The sequence below is a fragment of the Nocardia sp. NPDC055321 genome (assembly GCF_053645575.1).
Genome location: NZ_JBSHMS010000027.1, coordinates 63,118 through 76,875, shown reverse-complemented (window position 1 = coordinate 76,875; position 13,758 = coordinate 63,118). Strand labels below are relative to the sequence as shown.

The window sequence follows — 13,758 nt, the reverse complement described above, 5'->3', positions numbered from 1 at the left end:
TTCAGGCCGTCGCGCCGGCGCGCAGCCGCCGGACCAGCACGAGCAGCAGTGGCGCGCCGACGGCAGCGGTGACGATGCCGATGGGCAGTTCGCGGGGCGCGAAGACGGTGCGCGCGGCCACGTCGGCGACGACGAGGAACAGCGCCCCGATCAGTGCGCTGACCACCAGGAGATGCCGATGTGTACCGCCGACGCAGAGGCGGGCCACGTGCGGCACGATCAGTCCGACGAAGCCGATCGCACCGGCGACGGCGACCACGGCACCGACGGCGAGCGCTACCGTCAGCAAGGCCCACAGCCGCACCCGGTTCGGTGCGATGCCCAGGGCGCGCGCGGTGTCGTCACCGGCTGCCATGGCATCGAGGCGAGATGCCATGAGCAGCACCGCGATCGCCGCGGTGACGACGACGGCGGCGGTGGTCCCCACCGACGACCACGCCGCCGATGCCAGCGAACCGAGCAGCCAGAACAGCACGGTCCGTGCGGCTTCGGGCCGGTCGGAGGCGAAGACCAGGAAGCTCGTGGCCGCGGAGAAGATGTAGCCGATGGTCACCCCGCCCAGCAGCAGCCGCAGCGAGGTCAGCTGACCGTTCATCCGGGCGATGGCGAACAGCAGTGCCGTCGCGACCAGCGCACCCACGAACGCGCTGGCCGCGAGCGCGGCGGTCGTGGTCGCGGCGGCCACACCGAACAGCAGGTAGACCGCGGCGCCGGTGGAGGCGCCCGAGGTGACACCGAGAATGTGCGGGTCGGCGAGCACGTTGCGCACGATCGTCTGCAGGACGGCGCCCGTGATAGCCAGCGCCGCACCGACGAGCGCGCCGAGCAGCACCCGGGGCACGCGCACCAGCCAGATGATGGAATCCTGCGCCGTGGTCCAGTCGGCGGTCGCGGGCAGGCCGGCCGTGTGGTGACCGATGATCCGCGCGACGGTGCCCGGCGGCACCGACACGGGCCCGAGACCGGCCGCGAACAGCACCGCGACAACCAGTGCCGTACCGAGGCCGCCGATCCACAGCAGGGTGCGGCCCCGGTGCCGGGCATGGTCGAGGTCGTCGGTGACCGAGGTGCCGGGCAGCGTCGTGGTCATCGGGCGGCCTCCTCTCGCAGGTCGGTCTCGGATGGATCGGCGGCGGTGATGTCGCCGGGCTCGGCGGCCGGGCCGAAGAGCAACTGCACGGCACCGAACGCCTCGGTCCGGCGCACGGTGATGCCGTAGACCGGTTCGAGGACCGGCGGTGTCAGCACCTCGTCGACGGTTCCCGCCGCGGCGACCGTGCCCCGGTCGAGCAGCACGAGCCGGTCGCAGTAGCGGGCGGCCAGGTTCAACTCGTGCAGGACGACGATCGTGGTGGTTTCGGTGAGTCCGCGCACCAGGCTCAGCAATTCGTGCTGATAGCGGATGTCGAGGTGGTTGGTCGGTTCATCGAGCAGCAGATGGTCGGCCTGCTGGGCCAGTGCCCTGGCGATGAGTACGCGTTGGCGCTCGCCGCCGGACAGCGTCGCGAACGGGCGATCCGCGAGTGCGCGGGCGCCGACGTGCTCGAGCGCGGCGGCGGACGCGATCCGATCATCGCGTGAATAGCCCTGGAACGCACCGACCCACGGGGATCTGCCGAGCAGTACGGTCTCGGCGACTGTCACCGGCGTATCTGGCGGGGACTCCTGTGCGACGACGGCGAGCCGGGCTGCCATGGCTCGGCCGCGCAGTCCGTCGACCGGTGTCTCATCCACCAGGATCGACCCGCTCACCGGGCGCAGCGCGCGATACATCAGCCGCAGCAGGGTCGATTTGCCCGAGCCGTTGGGGCCGATCAAACCGATGACGCTGCCGGTGTCGGCGCGAAAGGTGATGTCGTCGAGGGTTATTCGGCCGCCGTAGGCGAAGCTGATCTGATCTACGGTGATCAACGAAAGCTGCTCTCTGTTCGAAACGGCTGTGCCGCGTGGTCCGGGCGTGACGCGGGGATCGCCGCCGCACTCTCGGCTGCCTGATTCCGCCTGGCCGGCGCTACGGGATGCCAGGTGTGATGCACCGTGCTCGAGCACGCGAATGTCGCGCAAATTCGCTGTGCGGCAGCGACTTTCTCGCTGTAGCACGGGTCGTCGTCGGCGAGCAGGACGCCGGTTGTGGTACCGCTGTGCGCCACGACCACGCCGAGCGCGCCCGCCGCTCGAGCCGCCTCGATGGTGGCCTCCAGGTGCGGGCGGGCACGCCACCGTGCGGCCAGGACCGCGCTGCGGGTGGATACCGACCCGATTGTTTTCACGTCACCCCGCTCGACGGCGGTGCCGAGCTCGGCCAGCAGCGTGCTGTATTCACGCTTCACTTCGGGGCTGAAATACCTTTCGCGCCGGTTGAATTCGAGGGTGTCGACCGCGCCGCCCTCGTCGCCGGCCACGATCGTCAGCGGAGGGAGGGTGCCCAGCTCGGCGAGCAGTCGTACCTCGCGGTGGAAGTACGCGACCGACCCGGGATACATGACACCGTCGGACGGCTCGATGGCGCGCAGGTCCGCTTCGAGCTCACCGATCGTGACGACGCGGCACTCGGCGTCGGCGACCGCCCGGGCGGTGGCCACCAGATCGGCGGTGGAGCTGGCCAGGCCCTTGCCCTCGGGCAACTCACTGTGCAGGGTGAGTCGCCCACCGCGCAGCAGCGGTGAGCGAGCGACCATCGCCTCGGCCAGCCGCCGCGCCTTCGACTTGTGTTCCGGGACAACGACTACGTCGCCGTCGTGCGGCTCGAAGACCGCGGCCGCACCACGGCGAATGGGCAGGGTGACGAGGAAGTGCCGGTCGTGTTCGGCGGTGACGCCCTGCAGCAGTTCGCCGAAGCTACCGAACGCCCGGCCGACACCGGTGCGCGGCAGCCCGCCGCTATGCGCTTTCGTCATGGGCGGCACCGCCTTTCGTCGCGGAAGACGGAGCGGGTGAGGCGGACGCGACAGGCGGCGTCTGGCCGCCGGGCAGGATGTCGCGCTGATGCAGGCGCAGAATCGCCAGCGCCGACAGCACACCGGCTCCGGCGCAGAGCAGCGCGGGTGGCCACGTCAGCGACCCGCCCGCGCGGTCGAGCACCGCGCCGGTGACCGAGGTCGCCACGACGGTGAACACCCCCGATACCAGGTAGAACGCACCGAAGTAGGTGCCGGTCAGCCGATCTCCGGCGAACCGCCCGATGGCTTCGTTGACGAAGGGGTGCACCGCTGTCACCCCGAGGGCCAGCAGCACGGCGGCCACCACCACCGGCGTGATCCGGACCGCGGCCGATGCGATACCGGTCCCGTCGATCCGTACCAGGTCGTGGGTGCTCGGTGGCAGCAGGAACGCGATACCCATGATCGCCATCCCGAGCGCCATCGCCGGTCCGCGTCGCGGCCTGCGGGACAGAGCGGTGGTGACGCGCACCTGCAAGGCCACGACCGCGATCGTTTCCACCACGAACAGCGTGGCGACGGCCGCGGCGCTGTACCCCGCGCCCGCACTGTCCTGGGCCTGCAGGGTGAACAGGAAGTAGATCTGGCTCTGCAGGGCGAACATCGGCATCAGCGCGAAGGTGAAGGCCAGGAATCGGCGGTCGGTGAACACGGTCGCGAAATCGGCTGTGACGCCGGTGGCGTGCCGGGGCACCGGCCGCGCGGGCAGCAGTCGCCACTGCACGAACGCGAGCACCGCGAAGATCGCCGCCGCGACCACCGCCGTCATGCGGAAGCCCGCCGAGACCAGCACGGTGCCGATCACCGGGCCGATCGCGGCCCCGGCGTTGCCGAACACGTTGAACAGCGCGAAAGCCTGGGCCGAGCGCTCCCCGCTGTCCCGGGCGATGAACGCGCGAACCGCCGGATTGAACAGTGCCCCGGCGAATCCGGTCAGCACCGCCGCGGCCAGCACCACCGGCAGTGACCCGCCGATGGCGAACAGCGCGAACCCGATCGCCCGGATCGTCAGCCCGATCATGATCACGCCGCGCGCGCCGAGTCGATCCGCCGCCGAACCGCCGATCAGGAACAGGCCTTGCTGGCTGAGATTGCGTACGCCCAGCACGATTCCGACGATGGCCGCCGACAGGGCGAGATCATCCAGGAGATAGTCGGCGAGGAAGGGCACGAGCATGTAGAAGCCGATGTGACCGACGAGGTGGTTCACCAGCAGCAGCCGCACCGCCGGGGGCAGCGTTCGAAACGTCGCCACGGTACCGGGGCTCACGCACGCACCTCCGCGGGATCGCGGACGACGGTGCAGCGGCCCCAGCCGTGGACCTCGGTGTGATCGGGCGCGTCGATGGTCAGCGGTTCGGTCGCCGGTGTGCCCAGCAATCCGTTTGCGCGACACCAGGTGTCGTCGTAGATGGTGCGCAGGTAGCGCTGTGGTCCGTCGGGGAACACGGTGAGCACGCGTGTGCCGGGTTCGCGCGCGGCCGCCCAGCCCGCCACGAGTGCCGCTGCGCCGGTGCTCCAGCCGCCGGCAAGCCCGGTGCTCGCCGCCAGTCGGCGACAGGAGGCGATGGACTCGACGGCGCCGACCCAGTGCACCTCGTCGAAGTCGGCGTAGGCGACATTGCGCGGCAGGATCGAACTACCCAGTCCGCGCATGACTCTGCGGCGATCGGGTTGCCCGAAGATCCTGGAGCCGACGGCATCGACGCCGATCACCCGCAGGTGCGGCCAGCGCTCGCGCAGGACACGGGTGAGTCCGGCGCAGTGTCCACCGGATCCGATCGAGGCGACCAGCACATCGACGCCCTCGACCTGGGCCAGGATCTCCTCGCCCATGTCCCGGTAGCCGGCCGCGTTGTCGGGATTGTCGTACTGGTCGGGCCAGTACGCGCCCGGTGACGTGGCGAGCAATTCGGCCAGGCGATCCAGGCGCGCCTGCTGCCATCCACCGAGCGGGTGCGGTTCGGTGACCACGTCGAGCGTGATGCCGTACGCGGAGAACAGCGCGCGCAGGTCCGGTTCGAGTTCGTCGTCGACCACGAGCAGCACCGGATGCCCCAGCGCCTTACCCGCCAGTGCTAGACCCAGACCCAATGTGCCGCTGGTGGATTCGATGATCGTCGCGCCGGGGGCGAGCTCACCGCGCGCGGCCGCGGCCCGCAGCATCGACACCGCGGCTCGCGCCTTCATCCCGGCGACGCTCGCCGATTCGAGTTTGGCCGTGTACCGGTTCTCCCCCGCGCGAACCTGCACCACGGGGGTGTGGCCGATCAACTGCAAGAGCTCGGGTTGCGGTGTCATGCCGGCCCCCGGTACGTGATGATCGTGCTCGGTCCGCCGTCCAGGGAGAAGAACGGGTAGGGCTCGGCCGAGACCGCGTGCACTCCGGCGCCGAGGAACCAGGGCAGCACGGCGCTGCCGGTCTGCGCGAACAGCGCCATCGGAATACCGCGTGTGCGCGCTGTGGCACGGAGGTCGTCGAAAGTGCCGTTCCCCAAGGACATTCCGGTGACAAGCAGGGCGTCGACATCCGCATTCGCTGCATCGACCGATTCGTGAACGGGCTCACCCCATTCGGTGGTTCCGCCCGCGAGATCACAGGGCAGATAGCCGATTCCGCGATTGCGCAGCTCGGCGAGCAGGGATCCCACGACGCCGACGACCAGCACCCTCGTGACGTTCGCGGGCAGCAGATCGATGACGACGGCTGCCCGGCGGCGTGACTTCGTCAGCGATGTCGATCCGTCGATCACCACCGGGGTGCCGTGCGCTCCACCCGCGCGCGGATGAGCGTGCGCGTGCATCAGGTAGGCGTCCAGCGCGGCGATCCTGACTTCGGGCACGGGATGATTCAGGAGTTCGGCCACCGTCGCCGCGACACAGTCGTCGACGAGCTGTTCCGGGGCGGTACCGGGTTCGAGCCCGCACGAGCCGACCGCGGCGCCGACGCGGATGCTGAGCACCTCGTTCCGGTAGCTTCCGATGCGCCCGGCGTGCCGGGTGCCGTAGGTGGTGCGAAACGCCGTCGAGGCGGACAGCTCCGTGGGCAGTGGGCCGAGGCGGCCCGAGCGGGCGACGGCGAGGAGTTCCTCGACCGACGCCGGGCGCGGCACGGTGTCGATCACGCCGCACCGCCCGCGAACTCGAACCGCAGGTCGGCCAGTCGCCGCTGCGCCAGATCGCCCGCGGTGCCGGGCATCTCGTCGACCACCATGACGTGGCCGAGATAGGTGTTGTTGTCGGTCGCGCGCCGCACCTCGATGCCCGGGGCCGGAAGCTTGTGCTCGACGACGGCGGCGTCGGCCGACCAGGACTCGGCGCCGTCGATGCCGGTCAGTCGGCCCGCTCGGTCCGCGACGGCGAAGGCGATCGCCGCGCTCGCGACACCGGTTGCGCGCGAACGCACCTCGGGTTTGCCGCCCGCGACGACGTCCGCGTGGACCGCCGTGAGGTCGATATCCGTGACCCGGCGGATCAGTTCGGTGATGCGGTTGCCCGCGGGCCGCGGATTCACCTCGATCAGGCGGGGCCCGTGCTCGGTCAGCTTGATCTCGGTGTGCGCCACGGTCGCGTCGAGACCGAGCGCGGTCACGGCGGCCACCGCGAGGTCGGCGATCGCGGTCGCGTCCGTCTCGCTCAGCGCGGCGGGGAACATGTGGCCCGCCTCGATGAACGCGGGCGCGCCGGTGATCTGCTTGTCGGTGATGCCGATGACCGTCGTCTCGCCCGCGATGGTCACCGTCTCCACGCTGAATTCGGGTCCGGTGAGGAACTCTTCGAGCAGAATCTCCGACGGGCGGCGCTGGCCTCGGGCGTTGACCGCGAAGCCGGCGATCCGATCGACGGCCTCGCGCAACCCGGTCTCGTCCTCGACCAGGCTCACGAACATGCCGCCGCACAGGTCGATCGGTTTCACCACGAGTGGATATCCGAGTTCTGCTGCCGCACTTCGTAGTTCGGTCCAGTCGGAGGCTACGGCGAACCCGGGGCCCGCGACACCGGCGGCCGCGCAGATCGCTCTGGTCCGGTGTTTGTCGCAGGCGGCCGCCACGGCGTCGCGCGCCGAGCCGGGCAACCCGAGATCGGCGGCGATCGCCGCGACCGTCGGGAGATAGTAATCACACGAGGTCAGTACTCCGTCGAAGCCGAAGACACCGTGCAGGTTCCGCACGTGGGGCAGCAGCGACGCCTCGTCGTTGGTCTCGGCGGTGAAGACGTTGTCCGCAGTGAGCAGCGGGTGCGCGGCCGTGGTCGCGGTACGCAGGTAATGCCCGAGATCCCTGGTCAGAAAGCTGAATCTGTGCCCTGCGGCTTCAATTCCCGCCGGGAGCAGGGTGCTCATCGAGCCGACCCAGCTCTCCACCATCAGCAGATGTCCCATACGACCTCCATACTCGAGCAAGATGTTAATGATAACCATTATCATCTACACTTCGGAAGTCGAACGCCGTCGGCGAACCTCACTCTGGTGGGAATCGCGAGGTCGGCGCGGAAAGTCGTTACCCCGTCCGGGTTTTCGCTCACCGCCACCGCCACGAGAGCTCGATCCGCCGTCCTGCGGCGCGATCGGATGCTCCGCTGACGCGCGCCCGACACCGACCGAACACCCGCGAGAACCAGCGCACCGGGCACACCCGGCGCGCTGACACCGAGAACAAGGAATACCGATGAGGACAATCACCCGAGCCCGCGCGCACCTGACCGCGGGATTGATCGTCGCGGCCCTCGCCGCCGCCACCGGGTCTGCGGGCGCCGCGCCCGAACCCGCCCCCGCCGACGTGATCAACTACGCCACGACCGCCACCGAAACGAACACGATCATCCGGACCGATGCCGGTTCCATGGTCGTCGAGGACGGCGTCTTCAAGGTCAAGGCCGCCGACGGCGCGACCGTCGCGGGCACCGAATTGAACTTCCGGGTAGACGATTTCGTCTTCCCGATCGCCGCCGAGATCACCGACCGCACCGCGACCCTGACGCCGAAGTTCGACATCGCGCACGCGGTCTACAAGCCGGTCGCGCTGCCGTACGAGAACGTGGCGCCGTGGAAGTCCGAATACGATCGCGAAGTGGCCGCGTGGTCGCGCATGACCAGCACCATCTCCCTCGGTGCCAGCATCGCCACCGTGGTCGGCGGCATCGGCGGCGCGGCCCTGGGCTGCGTCGCGGGCGGCATCGCCGGCACGGCCCTGACCGGCGCCCTGGCCACGATGTTCGGCGCGGGCCCCGTCGCCGGCTGCCTCATCGGCGCGGCCGCGACCGGCTTCATCGGCACCGTGGCCGGCCAGATCTTCATCACCGCACCGGTGGCGATTCTGGCTGCGGTGCAGTACTTCACGACCATCAACCAGCCGTTCACCCCGCCCGCGAAGTAGAAGGTAGGGACCGGGTCACGCCCTGATCCCCAGGCGAAACCGGAGGGGTGGCTATCGCGGATCTCGCGGTAGCCACCTCCCGCCTGTTGGCAGGTCGATCCCGATCCCGGTTTCGTTTTCGGAGACCCGCCACAAGACACGGATGGCCTCGAGAGTCTTCTGGCTCCTGCTCACATGGCGTGGGACCGCCGGCCCTCTCGCGACGAACAGCGGAGCACACAACTGCCCTCCCCGCACTGCCGGATCGGTCGCGGCCCGCAGCTGCGGGGCCGCACCGTCGGCCGGCCGCATCCCTACCGCGTGGGTCGCCAGATCCAGAAGCCGCTGGGAAACACCATGTTCCGAGGAGCGAACGCTGGTTGCTGTCAAGTCCGTTCTCGCGGCCCCGGGATGGGCGATGACGCTCGCGCTGCCGACTCCCGCATTGTCGAAGACCTGCTGGAGGCCGAGCCCGAAGTGATAGTTCGCGAGCTTGGCCTGACCGTAAGCCCGCCACGGGCCATAGTTTCCGCGCAGATGGACGTTCTGCGGATCGAGCGGACTCCCGATCCAGCGGGCCATGCTGGTCACGGTGACCACGCGAGATCCTCTGGCGCGCAGTAGTGCCGGCATCAGCAACGCGGTGAGAGTCCAGTGCCCGAGGTGGTCGACCCCCAGTTGCTGTTCGTAGCCGTCGACGGTGTGGGCCTCGGCCGTTCCCATCACGCCGGCGTTGTTGATCAGCAGGTCGATCTTTCGGTGCGTGGCGGTCAGGGTTTGCGCTGCGTGGTGTACCGATGCCTGGTCGGCGAGATCGAGGGGGACAATCTCGACCGTCGCGGCCGGGAGCGTCGACAACAGCGCAGCGCGGGCAGCTTCTGCCTTGCGCTGGTTGCGGACCGCCATCACCACGTGCGCGCCGCGAGCGGCGAGCCGGTAAGCGGTCTCGTATCCGAGGCCACCGTTCGCGCCCGTCACCACCGCCACGCGCCCGCTCTGATCGGGGATACGCGCGGGAGTCCAGGTCATCGCAGCCTCGTTCGTCGGTCGTCGGTCACCTTGAAAACGGTTGTGTCCGGGCGCATCGGGGGCGCGCGCCCGGAATCAGACCGGGCTACTTGCGGATTCGTTCGCCGATTCGCTTGGTGACCGCCGGAATCTTGGAAGCCGCCATCAGTGTCCGGAAGGGCCAGCTGTCATCGCGCGGAAGAATTCCCGCGCGCTGGACGCCATCGAGGAAGTCGTAGAGGGTCTCGCCCTCTTCCATCAGGCCGTCCTGGTTGAAGTGGTAGCGGTCCACCGCCGGCGCCTGGATGAAACGGCCGGTGCCGTAGATCGTCGGTGAGTTCTGGTCGTACGGGTACAGCCGCAGCGGCCCGCTCCAGTGCCCGCTGCCGATGTAGCGGATCACGGTGCGGACGGTGCCGTCGGGCTGCACGTCGATGTAGACCTGGTCCGGGAGCGGGTCGTAGCGCCAGTCCGGGATGGCGTCGAAGAACGCGAAGTTGTATTTGACGAACTCGTCGATGCCGACGATGGTGCGCCCGAACGTGGTGACGTCGGTGTAGCGGATGTCCTGGGCGTAGAGCTCGTCGTTGATGCTCATGTCGCGGACCAGGAAGCTCCACCAATACTTCTTGGCCCACACCATGATCCACGACAGGTCCCTGTCGTGCCGCTCACTCAGGTAGTCGAGCTTGACCGCGAAGTCCGCGAACCACTGCTTGGTGGACGCCTGCAGTTCGGGCTCGGACAGCGCGCGGATCGGGACCGCGCGATTGGAGTCCAGGAACTCCGGCGCGGGTCGCGACAGGCGTGGGCGTGCGAGAGCCTTCTGGAACTCTTCCTCGTCGAACATGTCGATTCCTTCTCTCCGGCGCGGGCGGACAGCCCCTAACTGGAATCACATGATTCCTCTGGAATCAGGTGATGTCAATACGTGGTTCGCGGTCCGTATGCATGCCGTGCCAACTCGTGTCACCACGGTCTATTTGACTGACAACCCCTGGATCCCGCCGGGAGATCACTCGTACGTGTAGTCGTCGAGCGGGAAGGTTCGGCTCGTCCACCAGGCCTGCAGGCCGGTGGTCGGGCGCAGCGAGCTGAAGTCGCCGTGGTGGTCGAAGTAGTAGCTGTTGGCCGAATCGCAATTGCTCACCGCGAGTAGGGAGCTCTGCGCACGGCTGCGAACGAAACGCAGGAAGCGGGCGTTCGCTTCGGCACGTACCGCCACCCGGTCGGCGCCGCGCGAATTGGCTTCGATCAGGACTCGTGCGATGTGATTGGCCTGGTTCTCGACCATCAGGTGGTAGGAGCTGCCGGACCACGAGTAGGGCCCGAACAGCGTGAAGGCGTTGGGCAGCTGCGGGAGACTGACCCCTTCGTAGGACTGCAGCGGTTCATGTTCGTAGAAGTCGGCGAGATCGAATCCGTCGCTGGTGGAGATCGGCGCGCGCCGATAGTTGATCGGTTCGTGCGCGAAGTGAAATCCGGTGGCCAGCACCAGGATATCGATGTCGTGTTCGGTCCCGTCCTTCGTGCGGATCCCGCGCGGGGTGATCCGCTCGATGGATTCGGTGACGAGGGTGACGTTGTCCCGAGCGAAGGTCCGATACCAAGCATTGGAGACACTGGGCCTCTTGCAGCCGAAATCGTAATCGGGAGTGAGTTTTTCACGAATCTCGGGATCTCTGACCTGAGCGAAGAGCAGGGCGCGGCTGGTAGCGGCCAGCCCACGCGCCAGGGGTGCTACCGATGTCCCGTACGCGGCTACGGCCACCAACAGGACTTCGACCTGGGCGGTGAAGGCCAGCCGCAACGCGCTCTGCGCTCCGGGCACGGTCTCGATCGCGCGTTGCACGGGAGCGGGGATGGGCACATCGAGTTTGGGAAGCACATGAATCGGTCGGCGCTGGAAAACCGTCAGATGTTTCGCGTGTTCGGCGACCACGGGCACCAACTGCACAGCGCTGGCGCCGGTGCCGATGACCGCGACTCTCTTGCCCTCCAGATCGCAGTCATGATCCCAGTGCTGGGATTGCATGACGGTACCGGTGAAATCGTCGAGGCCCGCGATGGTGGGGGTACGCGCGTTGACGAACGGACCCAGGGCTCCGATGACGAATCTGGCCGTGATCTCACCGCGGTTGGTTCGCAGGCGCCATAGGCGATCCTCTTCGGACCAGCGTCTTTCGAGGACCTCGGTGCCGAGTTCGATATGCGGTCCGATGTCGTATTTCTCGACGCAGTGATCGATGTACTGCTTGATCTCCCAGCCTTTCGGGAACAGGCGTGACCATCGTGGGTTCTTCTCGAACGAGAACTGATAGCTGAACGAGGGCACATCGGCGCCGACGCCGGGATAGACGTTGTCGCGCCATACTCCGCCGACGTCGTTCCCCCGTTCGAGCACGACGAAGTCGGTAAATCCCTTGCGGCGCAGCGTGATTGCCATGCCGACACCGGATAGCCCCGCTCCGATGACGACGATGTGCCGGTCCGGCCGGACCGAACGGGAGCGGGTGCCGCGGGGAGCTGTCTCGGCGGTCATGAACACGTCCTTCTATCGACAACAAAGAAGCATCGACTGCTTCAAGTTGAAACGGATGATTCAACTTGATGCCGCCCGTTGTCAAGGACCGATCGGTCAGGAGCGCCGCTGCGCAGCCTCCAGCAGGGCGAAGACGACCTCCACGGCGGTGTCGGCGAGGCGATCGCGATCGACGAGCAGCCGCCCGTCGACCCAATCGAGATAGAGGGAAATCAGAGCGCCGCTCAAGGCCGTGGCCGCGAGCGCCACATCCTCGTCGGTTTGCGGGGTGACCGCGCCCGCCTCGGCGCCGAGCAGGGGTACCAGCATCCGCAGGAATGCCGGCGCGCGATCGGACCCATGACGTCGCAGGGTGTCGTCCGCGAGAGGTTCACGCAGGAGTATGCGCGCACGGCGCGGATCCTCCTCGAAGTACGCGGCGCAGATCTCGAAGATCGATCTGATCGCGACACGCAGGCCGGCGTCGGTGCGTACCGGTTGCATGCGCTCGAACAGGCGCAGCTCGACGCGGTCGTAGACGGCGACGATGAGATCCTCGCGCGAGTCGAAGGTTTCGTAGAAGTAGCGAGGACTCAGGTTGACCTGCCTGATCACCGCGCGCATCGTCACCGCCGCCGCTCCTCCGGTGCCCAGGAGTTCCTCGCCGGCGTCGAGCATCTGCTCGCGCCGATCCAGCGAGCGGTCCACGAGCGTCTGGCCGCGCCACTTCTTCGGAGAGTCCATGAGGCAGATCCTCTCATTCGCGATCGACTGGCGGGCGGGCCGACACCGGCCTATTGACATCATATGATTCAAGATGAATCATATGATTCATCATCAGGTCGGTGTCGAAACGCGGTGTCCGCACCCGCTCCCCCGGCTCCACCCGGAACAGCCAGAAAGGCGATTCGGATGACCACCCTTCCCCTACCGCATCACCACACCGGCAGCGGTGCGCGTCGAAGCCCCAGCCCGCAATCCCGGCTCGCCACGTCGTTGGTAAGGGCAGCCGTTCGTCCGGTGCTTCGGCAACTTCCGATCGGAGCGTCACTGTTCCGCACCGCTCCCCTGGTCGATCTCGGCGCGCGCCTTCTTCCTGTGCGGACACCCGTCGACATCGAGGCCATCACTGCGGGAAACATTCGGTGCGAGATCATCCGAGCGGCCGGAGTCGCCCCCGACTTCCAGAGTGGCGCGGTCCTCTACTTCCACGGCGGCGGATTCGTCGCCGGAGGATTCCGCACTCACCGCCGGCTCGCCGCCCTGCTGTCGCAGCACACCGGACTTCCCGTGGTCCAGGTCCGGTACCGGTACCTGCCGGCAGCCACGCTGCCCGAATCGATGAGCGACTGCCTCGCGTCCTACCGGTGGCTGCTCGGGCGCGGCGCCGCACCCGAATCGGTCGTCTTCGCCGGCGATTCCGCCGGGGGCCTGCTGGCAGTGAACACCGCGCTGGGAGCACCGGGGGCCGGGCTTCCCGCACCGGCTGCGGTGATCGCCATCAGCGCCTGGCTCGATCTGGATCTGACCACCAAGCTCGCACACCGCAACGCTGCCACCGAGGCCTACCTGCCCGCGTCCGCGTTCACCCGCATCGCGGAGTTGGGCTGCGCCCGACAGGGACGGGTGGATCCGGAGTTGTCCCCGGTCAACGGGAAGCTCGAAACCCTGCCGCCGACGCTCTTGCTGTGTTGCGATGACGAGTTCCTGCGCTTGGACGCCGAAGTCATGACCGCCCGGCTCGCCGCGGCCAACGTCCCGGTCGAACTGCACATCTGGCACGGCCAGATCCACGCGTTCCCCGTCATCTTTCCGTACCTGCCCGAAAGCAGTGAAGCCGTCGCGGTGATCAGCCGGTTCGCGCGCAAGCACGCGCGGCCGGTATCACCCACAGCCGCCGCCTGAACCAACGCCCCACCCTCACAAAGGAATAGCT

Annotated in this window: 13 protein-coding genes; 2 read left to right on the top strand and 11 right to left on the bottom strand. The window is 68.0% G+C overall.

Annotated features, from left to right (window positions below; all coding sequences use genetic code 11):
- Window position 1 precedes the first annotated feature (1 nt).
- Genes ACWIGI_RS33390 through ACWIGI_RS33360 form a run of 7 tightly spaced genes read right to left on the bottom strand, consistent with a single transcriptional unit; the run spans window position 2 to window position 7,320 of the window.
- Complete coding sequence (locus ACWIGI_RS33390; protein WP_454207151.1) at window positions 2–1,090, bottom strand: FecCD family ABC transporter permease; 1,089 nt, start codon at window positions 1,088–1,090, stop codon at window positions 2–4.
- Window positions 1,087–1,911 carry an ABC transporter ATP-binding protein gene (locus tag ACWIGI_RS33385; protein WP_454207150.1) on the bottom strand — a complete coding sequence of 275 codons (825 nt, stop codon included), beginning with the start codon at window positions 1,909–1,911 and terminating at the stop codon, window positions 1,087–1,089. The genes ACWIGI_RS33390 and ACWIGI_RS33385 overlap by 4 nt, the downstream gene beginning before the upstream one ends.
- The gene (locus tag ACWIGI_RS33380) at window positions 1,908–2,897 is read right to left on the bottom strand and encodes a GHMP family kinase ATP-binding protein (protein WP_454207148.1); all 990 of its coding nucleotides are present in this window, start codon (window positions 2,895–2,897) and stop codon (window positions 1,908–1,910) included. The genes ACWIGI_RS33385 and ACWIGI_RS33380 overlap by 4 nt, the downstream gene beginning before the upstream one ends.
- Entirely contained in the window at window positions 2,881–4,209 is a 1,329-nt protein-coding gene (locus ACWIGI_RS33375; RefSeq protein ID WP_454207146.1) for an MFS transporter, read from the bottom strand. The genes ACWIGI_RS33380 and ACWIGI_RS33375 overlap by 17 nt, the downstream gene beginning before the upstream one ends.
- A complete protein-coding gene (locus ACWIGI_RS33370; protein WP_454207144.1) occupies window positions 4,206–5,240 on the bottom strand; it encodes a PLP-dependent cysteine synthase family protein in 1,035 nt (344 codons plus the stop codon). The genes ACWIGI_RS33375 and ACWIGI_RS33370 overlap by 4 nt, the downstream gene beginning before the upstream one ends.
- Entirely contained in the window at window positions 5,237–6,064 is an 828-nt protein-coding gene (locus ACWIGI_RS33365; protein WP_454207142.1) for a hypothetical protein, read from the bottom strand. Before ACWIGI_RS33365 ends, ACWIGI_RS33370 begins: the two co-directional genes overlap by 4 nt.
- Window positions 6,061–7,320 carry an ATP-grasp domain-containing protein gene (locus ACWIGI_RS33360; protein WP_454207140.1) on the bottom strand — a complete coding sequence of 420 codons (1,260 nt, stop codon included), beginning with the start codon at window positions 7,318–7,320 and terminating at the stop codon, window positions 6,061–6,063. The genes ACWIGI_RS33365 and ACWIGI_RS33360 overlap by 4 nt, the downstream gene beginning before the upstream one ends.
- 286 nt (window positions 7,321–7,606) lie before the next feature.
- On the opposite strand from ACWIGI_RS33360, the gene ACWIGI_RS33355 reads away from it, so the two are divergent.
- Window positions 7,607–8,314: a hypothetical protein gene (locus ACWIGI_RS33355; protein ID WP_454207138.1), complete on the top strand. Its 708-nt coding sequence runs from the start codon at window positions 7,607–7,609 to the stop codon at window positions 8,312–8,314.
- A gap of 51 nt (window positions 8,315–8,365) precedes the next feature.
- On the opposite strand, the gene ACWIGI_RS33350 is transcribed toward ACWIGI_RS33355, so the two are convergent.
- From ACWIGI_RS33350 to ACWIGI_RS33335, 4 genes are all read right to left on the bottom strand, one after another.
- Window positions 8,366–9,322: an oxidoreductase gene (locus ACWIGI_RS33350; RefSeq protein ID WP_454207136.1), complete on the bottom strand. Its 957-nt coding sequence runs from the start codon at window positions 9,320–9,322 to the stop codon at window positions 8,366–8,368.
- A gap of 85 nt (window positions 9,323–9,407) precedes the next feature.
- Complete coding sequence (locus ACWIGI_RS33345) at window positions 9,408–10,151, bottom strand: nuclear transport factor 2 family protein (RefSeq protein WP_454207134.1); 744 nt, start codon at window positions 10,149–10,151, stop codon at window positions 9,408–9,410.
- A 165-nt stretch (window positions 10,152–10,316) separates the two neighbouring features.
- Entirely contained in the window at window positions 10,317–11,843 is a 1,527-nt protein-coding gene (locus tag ACWIGI_RS33340) for a flavin-containing monooxygenase (protein ID WP_454207132.1), read from the bottom strand.
- Window positions 11,844–11,939: 96 nt separating this feature from the next.
- Window positions 11,940–12,566, bottom strand: a complete 627-nt coding sequence (locus ACWIGI_RS33335; RefSeq protein ID WP_454207130.1) for a TetR/AcrR family transcriptional regulator — start codon at window positions 12,564–12,566, stop codon at window positions 11,940–11,942.
- A gap of 354 nt (window positions 12,567–12,920) precedes the next feature.
- Here ACWIGI_RS33335 and ACWIGI_RS33330 point away from each other — a divergent pair, with 354 nt between their 5' ends.
- Window positions 12,921–13,727 (top strand): alpha/beta hydrolase fold domain-containing protein, encoded by an 807-nt coding sequence (locus ACWIGI_RS33330; protein WP_454207128.1) that lies wholly within the window; start codon window positions 12,921–12,923, stop codon window positions 13,725–13,727.
- Window positions 13,728–13,758 lie beyond the last annotated feature (31 nt).

What these genes read in the sequence shown, in the direction of transcription:
- ACWIGI_RS33390 (WP_454207151.1), bottom strand. Translation starts at nt 1,090, where the DNA reads ATGACCACGACGCTGCCCGGCACCTCGGTCACCGACGACCTCGACCAT.
- ACWIGI_RS33380 (WP_454207148.1), bottom strand. Translation starts at nt 2,897, where the DNA reads ATGACGAAAGCGCATAGCGGCGGGCTGCCGCGCACCGGTGTCGGCCGG.
- ACWIGI_RS33370 (WP_454207144.1), bottom strand. Translation starts at nt 5,240, where the DNA reads ATGACACCGCAACCCGAGCTCTTGCAGTTGATCGGCCACACCCCCGTG.
- ACWIGI_RS33360 (WP_454207140.1), bottom strand. Translation starts at nt 7,320, where the DNA reads ATGGGACATCTGCTGATGGTGGAGAGCTGGGTCGGCTCGATGAGCACC.
- ACWIGI_RS33355 (WP_454207138.1), top strand. Translation starts at nt 7,607, where the DNA reads ATGAGGACAATCACCCGAGCCCGCGCGCACCTGACCGCGGGATTGATC.
- ACWIGI_RS33350 (WP_454207136.1), bottom strand. Translation starts at nt 9,322, where the DNA reads ATGACCTGGACTCCCGCGCGTATCCCCGATCAGAGCGGGCGCGTGGCG.
- ACWIGI_RS33345 (WP_454207134.1), bottom strand. Translation starts at nt 10,151, where the DNA reads ATGTTCGACGAGGAAGAGTTCCAGAAGGCTCTCGCACGCCCACGCCTG.
- ACWIGI_RS33340 (WP_454207132.1), bottom strand. Translation starts at nt 11,843, where the DNA reads ATGACCGCCGAGACAGCTCCCCGCGGCACCCGCTCCCGTTCGGTCCGG.
- ACWIGI_RS33335 (WP_454207130.1), bottom strand. Translation starts at nt 12,566, where the DNA reads ATGGACTCTCCGAAGAAGTGGCGCGGCCAGACGCTCGTGGACCGCTCG.